General features: G+C 47.3%; 4 protein-coding genes. 1 reads left to right on the top strand and 3 read right to left on the bottom strand.

The window, feature by feature from the left end; translation table 11 throughout:
- Window positions 1-54: 54 nt before the first annotated feature.
- The 3 genes from dtpB to hpaB form a co-directional block, all read right to left on the bottom strand.
- The gene (gene dtpB / locus C5471_RS00320) at window positions 55-1,524 is read right to left on the bottom strand and encodes a dipeptide/tripeptide permease DtpB (protein WP_133813599.1); all 1,470 of its coding nucleotides are present in this window, start codon (window positions 1,522-1,524) and stop codon (window positions 55-57) included.
- A gap of 354 nt (window positions 1,525-1,878) precedes the next feature.
- Entirely contained in the window at window positions 1,879-2,397 is a 519-nt protein-coding gene (hpaC, locus tag C5471_RS00315) for a 4-hydroxyphenylacetate 3-monooxygenase, reductase component (protein WP_133813600.1), read from the bottom strand.
- 20 nt (window positions 2,398-2,417) lie between these two features.
- The gene (hpaB, locus tag C5471_RS00310) at window positions 2,418-3,980 is read right to left on the bottom strand and encodes a 4-hydroxyphenylacetate 3-monooxygenase, oxygenase component (RefSeq protein WP_133813601.1); all 1,563 of its coding nucleotides are present in this window, start codon (window positions 3,978-3,980) and stop codon (window positions 2,418-2,420) included.
- Window positions 3,981-5,435: 1,455 nt separating this feature from the next.
- Here hpaB and C5471_RS00305 point away from each other — a divergent pair.
- Entirely contained in the window at window positions 5,436-12,065 is a 6,630-nt protein-coding gene (locus C5471_RS00305; protein ID WP_133813602.1) for a type I polyketide synthase, read from the top strand.
- The last annotated feature ends 120 nt before the right edge of the window (window positions 12,066-12,185 follow it).

Raw genomic sequence — 12,185 nt, 5'->3', positions numbered from 1 at the left:
AATTCTTAAACGGGCGGTATTACCTCCTTTGGAGAAGTTTTCACTTAGAACAAATTATGCTTTTTGTTTCTCATTCATCATACGGTTCAGCCACGGCACTGTAATCGCCATAATGATCGCGATAACAAAAGTAGCGATACCAATTTTACCGAATACGCTGGTATAGACAGGTAATGTTTGCAATGGATCAGTAATGCCTTTCGGTGCCGCAGTAAAGGCTGCTACATAGCCGCCGAGTAAAAATGAGGTTGCTTGAGTTAAGTACCACATCCCCAGAATGAAGCCCATCAGATACTGAGGAACCAGAGCAGCAACCATTGCCAGACCCAATGCACCGATCATCAATTCACCCAGGCTTTGGAACAGATAAACCAGAACGATAAACCAGGGTGAAGTCAAACCTTGCTCATCAGCAAACCACAAACCGGCAGCGGCGGCAGTCAGGAAACCTAAAGAGCACAGGAACATACCAACGGTAAACTTAGCCGGCATGGTCAGGTCTTTACCTTTAGTTCCCCAGTGAGTGTACAGAGCCGCTAGTATTGGGCTGGCAACAACGATCCAAAATGGGTTAAGTGCCTGGAAACTGACCGGATTGATATTAAAACCAAGTAGCTGATGATGAACGTTATGGATTGCGAAGAAATTTAGAGAAGTTGGCATCTGAGCATACAGGATGAAGAACACAATGGCCTGAAGCATCAAAATGAAAGCGACAAACATTTTGTTACGGCTAACTTTATCCTGCTTCAATGCTTCACGGAAGAAGATAAACACCACGATCACAGACAAGCCAATCAGAACAATATTAGTAATTTTCACATTGTGCATCAGCCATGCACAGGCGAAAACCGTCGCCACAGCTCCCGCTAGAACCAAGATCAGGTTTTTGTAGTTGATTCGTTGATGGTCTGGTTCAGAGCCAATATTACGAACCGTATTGCGACAGAAGATATAGACCAATAAAGCAATAATCAGACCGATACCACAAATATTATAGGTAACGGCATAGCCGAATTTTTCAGCAATAACCGGTGCGATAGCGAGTGAGAACAGCGAACCGATGTTGATTGACATGTAGAACAAAGTAAAAGCCCCGTCCAGACGAGGATCTTTGGGTAGATAGCATTTAGCCAGCAGGCTGGCCGGATTGGCTTTGAACAGACCGTTACCAACGGCAATCGTTCCTAATGCGTAGAAAATTAAATCAGGTTTCAGGATGGAAAGGCCAGTCATAAAATAACCCACTGCCAGAACGATAGCACCTATCACAATGGTTCGTTTAGTTCCGAGTAAATGGTCACCGACATAGCCACCAATAGAGATCAGGCCATAAACCAACGCTGCAAATGCCCCGAAGGTAGTAAACGCCTGTTCCTGAGAAAATCCCAATTTTTGTACAAAATAAACGGCAAGAATGCCCTGTACGCCGTAGTAGCCGAATCGTTCCCAAAGTTCGACGAAGAAGATCATGAAAAACGGCTTAGGTTGTTGTAATAAACCGATCGAAGCGGGTTTATTCATAGTTGATTACCTCTGATTAGTGATTATTTATCTTGGAACACACCAGGAAATGCAGGGTAGTCGACATCCCCGTGAAATGATGCATCGCTAAGATTATGTTTTTACGCACTTTATTTAGGTGAACATTGAGCGAGGTAGATTATTATGGGGTTAAAATAGGTTCTCAATGGTCGATCACACGAACATAAAGATTGCGTATAAAATTTAACAGCATATTCGTCAGGTGAATATCAAAAAGGGTTAGGAAGAGGATTTAGTTGAATTATTAACTGAATAAAGCAAGCAAAGAAGGCTATTCAGGCCGTTTCGGGCCTGAATATTGGCGGAGCAGCTTAGAGCCTAACCAATAGGTTGTTAAACTGCGGCAGCAACAGTTTCCAGCATAACCGGACGAAAATTACGTTTGAAATAGATCAGACCATGGCCTTGTTCGCTCACAGTAATATGCCTGATGTGAACCAGATACACATTATGAGAGCCGACTTCCTGAACCTGCTCAATTTCACCTTCAAGGCTGGCGAGGGTGCCGGTCAACACAGGTTGGCCCAGCGGACCTTTTTGCCAGATATTCCAGCGAAAGCGTTCTTCCATACTGACTCCGGTCATACCAGCAAAGTGGCGTGCCATCAATTCTTGCTCATGGTTTAAGATGTTGACACACAGGCGGCCATTTTCCTGAAAAACCATGTTCATAGCACTATTGCGGTTAAGACATACCATCAGAGTGGGTGGCGTATCGGTGATCGAGCATACTGCGGTGGCGGTAATACCACAGCATCCGGCAGGACCATCGGTGGTGACGATATTCACTGCTGCTGACAGGCTTGCCATCGCATCTCTGAAACGCAGGCGATGTTCATTTTCTACAGACATAATTGGCCTCCTGCTACCGATTATTTCAGCAGCGTATCTAACTGGTTAATATCGTTATTGTTGTATAAGTGTGGTCTGAGCCAGCCGTTTTGATCATAATCAGAAAGGCAGCGATCAACCATATCCATCATTTTCTTCATATTACCGGATCCGTGGGCATGGCGCAGACATTGCAGACGAATTTCATCCTGGCTGCCGGCGTAGTTGATTTCGTATAACTCATGGCGACCACCGAATTCACTGCCAATGGCATCCCACATCAGTTTTAACACTTTGATCCGTTCAACATGATCTATACCGTTGGAACCACGAACATATCGTTCCAGATATTTATTAATTTCTGGGTTATGCATATCACGGACACTGGATGGCAGATAAATCAGGCCACTGGTAACGTTTTTTTCAATAATATGTTTAATTTTCGTATAAGCGGTTGGGGCCATCACGCGGTAAGTTTGTATTGCCTGAATATCCGGCATATAAGCACCGCCTTGCCACGGCTTGGCTTCTGCCCACATAGCATCACTCAGCGACCAGAACAGGTTACGCCAGGCAACTACTTCCCCCAGATCCGCCTGGACACCACGGAATTCTATCACGCCGGTACATTCCAGGCTCTTTTGCAGCAGGGCGGTAATAAAATCCAGTTTCACTGCCAGACGTACACAAGCCTGTAATGGGAACAGGCTGGCGAAACCGCCCTTAACCGCCCAGTTACGTGCGCGGTCAAAATCACGGTAAATCAGGACATTTTCCCAAGGGATAAGGACCTTATCCATCACTAGGATCGCATCGTTTTCATCAAAGCGGCTGGATAAAGGATAATCGAACGGGGAACCAGTCACACCGGCTACCAGTTCATAAGATGCGCGGGAAATCAGTTTCACGCCATCGGCATCCATTGGGGCGACAAACATCAGGGCGAAATCAGGGTTATCTCCCATGACTTGCGCGGAACCAAAACCGATAAAGTTATAGTGGGTCAGAGCCGAGTTGGTCGCGACCACTTTTGCGCCGCTGACGATAATACCTGCATCCGTCTCTTTTTCCAGTTGGATAAAAACATCACGGGTTTGATCGGCGGGTTTATGGCGATCGATGGGGGGATTAACGATGGCATGGTTAAAATAAACCCCCGTTTCCTGAATCTTTTTATACCAATGACGAGCGTTATCAGAAAATTGACCATAATATTCAGGGAATGCGCCTAACACACTGCCGAATGCCGCTTTATAGTCAGGTGAACGGCCCATCCAGCCATAGGTCTGACGTGACCACTCGGCAATAGCGTCACGCTGTTGGCGCAGATCGTCAGCGCTGGTGGCAAAGCGGAAGAATTTGTGAGTATAACCACCATTGCCGGTATCGGTGTTCCAGCATAAAGCATCGTGGGTTTCAGGGGCGTGCAGGGCATCGTACAATTGACCGATTGAAGCAGCAGAATTGCGGAACGCGGGATGTGTGGTGACATCTTTTACGCGCTCGCCATAAATATAAATTTCGCGGCCATCCTGAAGGCTCTTCAGGTACTCTTCACCGGTAAATGGGCGTTTTTTATCGGCGCGAAAATCTTCTGGTTTCATGTCTACCTCACAGTCTGAATAAAAAGCGCCGGTCTTGATATCAATATAATCAATATTGGCACGGAAATGTTAATTTAATGTTTGTTTTGTGTTTCTTAATTGAAGCTTCATAACGGCTTTTCTTGAATAGATTTTTGGAGGGTTCGCGGGTACTTTTCGTTGGGAAATGGCGATTTGTGACTAAAGTGTGATCTAGGCGATGTTTTTGCAGCGATTATTTAATCTGTTTTTCACAGTAGGTCTGGATGCCAGCTGTTTTATGGTTATTTCCTGTCGTCTCGTTGAAGCTCGCCATATCATGTTGGTTCTGGAGGATCGCTGCCTAAATGAAAGGAATAGGATTAATCAGGCAACCTCAATACTGCATTATAATTAAAAGGTAAATAACCTGGTGATAATGGCTGGATTTATCATTAGTTAAATTTCTTGTCATTGGGTTTTTCTCTTTTAATATCTTTGCAATAAAGTTTACTCCCGAAAACATAAAAAAATTAAATTAATCGATAAGGTGAAAATATTTCCAACCATCTCACCTTATATCATTTTATGTAATTGTTTTTTATGGGATTTTTATTGAAATTCGATCTACCTCACGTTATTGTTGCAGCTTTATTATCTATTTTATTGTATTTTTTAAATTTTAATTTAATTTGATATAAAATTTTATTTTTTGTTTTTTTTATGGTTTTTGTGGTCTTATCTTTCATTTTTTTTACCATTTCTAATACATATAATTATTTATTAATGTTTTGTTGTTTTTGTATTTTATTGATTTAAAAGGATTATATTGTCTTTGTCTTTTAATGTAAGCCAATTTTCACTGAGGTTTGAAAGTTAAGTTAAACCGATGTATACCAGTTGTCTATAAAAATTAAAGTCAGTTTTATTGCTGAGAAAAATACGAAATAGAGCAATGTAACTAACACACGCCATTACGAATGACGAGGTATACCTATTAGTAATTAAAAGAGTATCATGACCGTCATTTCTAGGGATAATAGGCTATCTAGATTGGTTTTCTTTAATACTGTGATTCGTAGCGTTATTGACACGGTACCTATTGGTGGTATTTGTTTTTTCCTCACCACATGGCAGGAGGCCACTTTTCATTGGCATTTTTCTGGCATTCTATTTACTGGTGATGATTGTTTCTGTTTCAGCGGAAATTATTTTTTATGGAGCGATGAAAACTGTCAGAAAATATGAATTCGAAGATAAGAATAACCTCGGTAATAATATCCTCATGAAAAAATCTGGGTTATCAGGAATGGGTGAAAATTCAACTGTTATCGTAGGAAATATAACCATATTGCAGTAAATAACTTTTGATGAGTCATTAAACGATCATGGAAAGATCATTTTGGTATAAACAACAGCGGTGAGCTCACTATACATAGCACAATTTATTGGTGTGTGTTGCGCATGGGATTATTTCACCTAAAACGTGAGGAGTATATGTCTGAGACATATTTAATGCATGGTAAGAAAAGCCAGGGCGATATTGCAATTATCGGCATGGCCAGCCATTTCCCTGATGCCTCAAACCTGCATGAGTTCTGGGAAAACATCATGGCTAAAAGAGATTCTTTGACCGATATTACCACCGTGTCAGAGGTAGAATATTGGAGCAAAGAGGATTTTTATGATCCAGATGCGTCGGCTGAGGATAAAACGTATGGTCATAAAGCCGGTTTTGTTCCTGCTATTGATTTTGACCCGGTGGAATTTAAAATTCCACCGGCCATTGTTGATTCAATTAGTACCGTTCAATTATTTTCATTGTACGTGGCTAAACAGGCAATGCAGGATGCGGGATTAATTGGTCAAGAAAACAAGCGAGTGAACCGAGATCGTATCGGCGTTATTCTGGGCGGTAGCGGTAGCGGCAATACCTTATTCTCGCTGGCGAGTCGTCAGCAAACCCCATACTTGCGTAAAATCATGATCAAGTCCGGCTTGCCAGAGGCGGTTGTGGACGACGTGATCGACCGGGTACATGATTCATGCCTTGAATGGAATGAGGACTGTTTACCTGGTTTCCTCGGTAATGTGGCCTGTGGCCGCATCGCTAGCTATTTTGACCTTGGTGGGACGTCCTACATGGTGGATGCCGCTTGTGCGAGCAGCCTGGCGGCGATCAAAGCTGCTATCGGTGAGCTCAATTCAGGCAGCTGTGATGCTGTGCTGACGGGGGGAGTCAACCTGGAGAATTCAGCGTTCTCTTTCGTGTGTTTCAGCAAAACTCCGGCATTGTCGAAAAGCAACTTGTCGCGCCCTTTCGATCGTGACTCCGATGGCATTATGCTTGGTGATGGTGTTGGCATGCTGGTGCTGAAACGTTTGGAAGACGCCGAGTTGGATGGTGATAATATCTATGCGGTGATCAAATCGCTCGAGGCATCCAGTGATGGTAAAGCGAAAAGCATTTTTGCCCCTCGTTATGAAGGCCAGGTAAAAGCACTCAAGCGTGCTTATGCCCGCGCTGGCCTCACTCCTGCGGACATTCAACTGGTCGAGGCGCATGGCACCGGGACGGCCACCGGTGACAATACAGAGCTGAAAAGCCTGCGCATGGTCTTCGATGAGCACAAGGTGGCGGCGAAATCGGTGGCCATAGGCAGCATTAAGTCACAGATTGGTCATACTCGCAGTGCGGCGGGGGCAGCATCAATGATCAAAGCGACGCTTGCCCTGCATCACAAAGTGTTACCTCCCACGATCAACGTCACTCAGCCTGACGAAATGCTGTCCCAGGATAACGGGCCATTCTATGTTAACAATGAACCTCGTCCCTGGTTACGACCTCTTAACGCTGCGCCACGCCGCGCTGCCCTCAGTGCTTTTGGTTTTGGCGGAACGAATTTCCATGCGATCTTGGAAGAGTATGAACGAGAGCCGCGTGGTGCTTATCGTTTGAATGGACAGGTAGTCACGTTGCTGTTCAGCGGCGAGAACCCTGAGCAACTGCTGACCAAGTGTGAGATGGCGCTGGCGCGTTTTGGCAACGCGTCATCTGCCGGGCAGGCGTTACGCGAGCATCTTGCACATCAGGATCTTAACGGGCTGCAACCTCATCAAGCACGTCTGTTGTTTGTTGCTACATCTGGCGCACAGGCGGCAGAAATAATGGCGGTGGCAGTGAAACAGTTGAAGCAAAAGAGTGAAAGTGGCTGGGAACACCCACTGGGAATTTACTACCAGCCTGCGGCCAAAGATTTGGATGGAAAAGTGGTGGCGCTGTTCCCTGGACAGGGATCGCAGTATATCAATATGGGCTGTGACATTGCCAATGACTACCCTGAAATGCGTCAGGCGCTGGAGGCTTTGGATGTGTTGGCAGCCAACGAGCGTGGTCAGGGGCTGTCGCATGTGATTTATCCCACCCCTGTATTTTCCGATGCTGAACGGCAGCAACAAAACAAGCTCCTGACTGATACGGCCAATGCTCAACCGGCATTGGGGGCCATCAGCGCCGGCTATTTTGCGATTTTGAAAGCGAATGGCTTTAACCCAGATTTTGTTGCTGGTCACAGCTATGGTGAAGTTACCGCTTTATGGGCAGCTGGCGTGCTGTCTGATGCTGATTTTTACCGTGTGTCACTGGCGCGGGGAACGGCTGCGGCGTTTGCTGCCGCTGATCAAGGAGCAGACTCAGATACCGGGGCAATGCTGGCGGCGTCTTTAATACCAGAGCAACGTGAAGATGTGCTCAAGCTCTATCCGGGGATTACCGTTGCTAACGATAACTCTGCCTCACAGGTGGTGCTGGCCGGTGCCACAAGATTGATCCATCAGCTGCATGATGAACTGAAAGCCAGCCAGATTCATTGCCGCATTTTACCCGTGTCGGCCGCATTCCATACCGAATTTATCCAGTCAGCTTATACGCCATTTCGTGACTATTTGGCGCAAATCAACTTCCAGCCACCTCAGTGCTCACTGTTCTCAAGCGCGACGGCGGCACTTTACAGTGAGTCACCTGCGGACATTGCCAGCCTGCTGGCGGAACAGTTGGTCATGCCAGTACGTTTCCGTGAAATGATCGAAACCATCTATCAGCATGGTGGCCGCCTGTTTGTCGAAATTGGGCCAAAAGGGGTATTGGGCAAGCTGGTCGCGGATATCCTTAATGGCAGAGAGCACAGCATCATCTCGGTCAGTGCCAGTAATAAAAGCGAAGAGAGGTTACAACTGGCGCGGGCACAGGCCAAGTTACTGGCAGAGGGAGTCAGGTTAAATGTTCTGGATCGGCATGCCCGTGTACAACCGCCATCGGAGGAAAAAAACAATCGTCTGACTTTCAAGCTCAGTGGAGGTTTTTTCATGTCAGATAAGAATCAGGAGCGGCATGAGCGCGCGATGCGTGACGGCGACACCGCTGTGGTGGATCGGTTTATCACCAACCGTGTGCCTGAGGCCGCACCAGCGATCTCCAGGCCGGCTCCAGCGTCGGTGGTAAAGACGGGATCACTAAAGGATTCTGCTCCATTTATTCAACAAAGCACGTCGGTTGCAATTCAGAAGCGAGGCAACGCTATGGGACAGAATAATCAATTGAATGAGAACGTGGGGAAGAGCAATTTGGATGAGTTGTTGCAGGCGCAGTTGGTTATGAGCCAACTGCATGAACAGTTCCAAACCAACCAGAAAGAGTATATCCAACTGCTGGGGTTGCTGTTAAACAAGCAATACACCCTGTTGGAGAAGTTCCAGGATCACCAGAATTTGCCGGCCATGTTGTCTAGCCTGGGGCAAAGTGTGCAGTTGTTGGATAAAAACCTGGAGCTGTATCACGCCAACCATGAACGATATTTTGCCACCCAGCAGAGCTTATTCCAGTCGGGGCAGGCCATACAGCCGGTAGTTGCCGTTGTGACGCCTCAGGCTGCCCCTGTCACTGCGCAGGTCCCAACTATGGGAAAAATTGTCGCGCCGCGCCTGACCATACCCGCCGCCACTTCTGAGCCGATAGTGAGTCAGCCGGTTGCACCGACTAAATCCAGTGCGGGCGACCCGGAACTGGAAAAACAAATCAAACATTTTGAGCAAATTACCGAGGCAAAAATCATTGGCAAACTGGTTGCCATCGTCAGTGATAAAACCGGTTACCCGCAGGATATGATTGATGCAGAAATGGATCTTGAGGCCGATCTCGGCATTGATTCTATCAAACGTCTGGAAATTTTCGGCGCGATGTTTGATGCATTTTCCGCAGACACTGGCATTTATCACGATGCGTTGAAGAACAAGTATCTGGAAACCTTCGATATCGAAGTACTGAGCAATATCAGCAAGATCTCAGTGTTCTTTAAACAAATGAACGATGAGATTATCGCCGATATCCGTCGTAAAAATTCGGGCTATGCGCCGGTGGAAGCAGCCGCATCGCCAACGGATTCCTTTATTGAAGACAATGCCCGTGGACAGGATAGCGACCAGGCCTTGCACAGCCTGAGAACGTCAGAAGATGTGAGGGCAGAAACACCGCTGCGCACGCTGGGCTTTGTTACCTCAACCGCCTCTGTGTCAAAGGCCGCTAACGCAAAAAAGTCTTTGGCTGAACCGCAACTGAGTGCTGCACCTGCGGTTCAGCCTATTCCTGCCGAAGAGGTTGCGTCAGTTGAACCTCGGGTTGCACGTTATACTGTAATGTTACGATCGTTACCGACTCCAGACTGTTACCCTCTGGCGTTTGCCTCGTCGCGCCTCTGGCTGGTGGTGGACGAAGGTAAAACAGTTGTCGATGAGGTGGTTAAACAGCTGAAACAGCGGGGCCAGCGGGTGGCGGTACTGACTCTGGGTGCGGGAATAGCAAAAAATGAAAAGTATGTCAAAATCGCCGGCCACTACGTGCTGAACTGCGCTGATGAAGCCACATTGGATACAGTAATCGGTGAAATTGAACAGGAGCAGGGGGCGATCGATGGCGTGATCTATCTTCAAGCGCCACGGCAGAGTGTGAAAACGCTGGCTAAGGTGTTCAGCACGCAGGGTTATATGTCGATTGAAACCACGTTCCTGCTGGCCAAGCGTTTGCAGGGCAGCCTGAACCGAGATGAAAACTATGCGGGCTACTTCTTTATCGTAGGCCGTGGGGATGGTGCGCTGTCCACATCGGATGACAACGGGCTGGCTGAAGTCGTCGCCAGTGGGGTCAGCGGGTTGACCAAGTCATTGAACATCGAGTGGAAAAACGTATTCTGCCGTACTCTCGACATCGACGCCCAAGTGAAACCGCGTGATGTTGCCCTGATTCTAATTGAAGAGTTGCAGGATAGCTGTACCGATCTGACCGAAGTTGGCCGCGGTGTGAATGGTGAGCGCATGACGCTAGCGCTTGCAGCGAAGGAACCCGTTGATACACCACTCCAGGTCAGCCGTGAGGACGTTTTTGTGGTGACCGGCGGGGGACGTGGCATCACGGCCCAATGTATCATCGAGATGGCGAAATTCAGCCAGGCACGCTTTGTCCTGTTGGGAAGAACCGATTTGGACGCGCCTTTGCCGACATGGGCACACGGTACCACCACGCTCAATAAGCGCAAGGCTGCGGCGATCGCCTATCTGCAATCCCAACAGGTCCAGCCAACGCCGGTGAAAATTGATGCCATGTTGAGCGGGATATTATATGCCGATGAGGTTAACCAAACCTTGCAAAAGATCAGGCTGGCTGGGGGAGATGCCTGTTACCTGCACTGTGATATTACCGATGTGCAGCAGGTTGCTGCGGCGGTTGCTGCGGCACAGCAGGCATTTGGACCAGTGACGGGTATCATTCACGGTGCCGGCAACCTGGCGGACAAGCGTATTGAGAAGAAAACGCTGGATGATTTACGCTCAGTGTTTGACGTTAAGGTCAAAGGATTGGAAAACCTGTGCCAGATCGTGGATATTGCCAGCCTGCGCCATGTAATGCTGTTCTCATCCGTTGTCGGTTATTTCGGCAATGCTGGGCAAGCCGATTATGCGATGGCCAATGAAACCCTGAGTAAATTTGCTTACCTGCCACTGGAGGGCGACAGCAGTCTGGTCGTTCGTGCCATCAACTGGGGGCCGTGGGACGGAGGTATGGTCAACGACACATTAAAACGTACCTATAGTGCCCGCAACATGGTGATCATTCCTGGCAACGTGGGAACCCGCTATTTCGTACAGGAATTTACTGATACTGAATCTAAGCAGGTAATTGTTGGTGGTGAAAACTACAAGGCCACGCGTCAGGTGAAATCGCTGCCGGATGAGGAGCAAGTTAAGCGTTTGTTGACGCTGGAAGCCAATCCGTTCCTGCACCACTATGTCATCTGTGACAACCCGGTATTGCCGGCCACTGCTGCTATTGGCTGGATGACGCGTATTTGTGAAGAGCGCTTTCCGGGCTACCAGCTTCAGGACGTGGTGAATTTCAGCGTATTGAAGGGGATTGTGTTTGATGGTACTCAGCCTGGCGACTACACCGTGGTGTTGACGCCCAACTGCGGTTATGTGCGGGGGGATGAGCGGCTGGCGGTAGATATTTCCATCACCAGTCAGCAGGGAAAAGGCACGGTTGAACACTATCAGGCCACGCTATTCCTCACCACTCAACGCCGGACAGCGGCCTGCGAAGAACTGCATACCGATTTGTACACTCAGATTGTTCTGACGCATCCTTTGTATGGCGATATGCGCCAGGGCAGAATGTTGTTCCACGGCAGCATATTTCAGGGAATACGCAAGGTTATCCATATTGATGATCAATACCTGATATTGAAATGCCGGCTGGATGACGTAGCGCCTGAATTACAGGGACAGTTTCCGGTCAATTCCTTCAACCTGTTTATTTATGATGTCGCTCTGCAACTGCCCTTATTCTGGCTAATGCAGCGTTTGGATAAAGCAGGCCTGCCATGCTCAATTGGGAAAATTGAACAATATGCTACCTTGGCATTTGGTGAAGAATTTTATGCTTCTATGCGAATTAATACCAAAACTGCCTTGGCGCTGGTTGTTGATATTACCTTGCATGACTCAATAGGGAATGTTTACGGTCGCTTGCATAATGTCAAATTTACCGTTTCGGTTGCGTTGAGGGAATTATTCACCTAAGCCGACTCAAAACAGGTGGAAAAAACACAAGGTAATCTTTCCGGATAAAACAAAATCAGTTTGATATGTACTTGGGCGCAGCCATAGCGCTCAGGAGAATCTTGTCATGCTTAGGAGTTA

The organism is Photorhabdus tasmaniensis, from assembly GCF_011189505.1.
Taxonomy (GTDB): domain Bacteria; phylum Pseudomonadota; class Gammaproteobacteria; order Enterobacterales; family Enterobacteriaceae; genus Photorhabdus; species Photorhabdus tasmaniensis.
The sequence above is the reverse complement of the archived record's forward strand: the minus strand, read 5'-3'. Positions and strand labels throughout refer to the sequence as shown.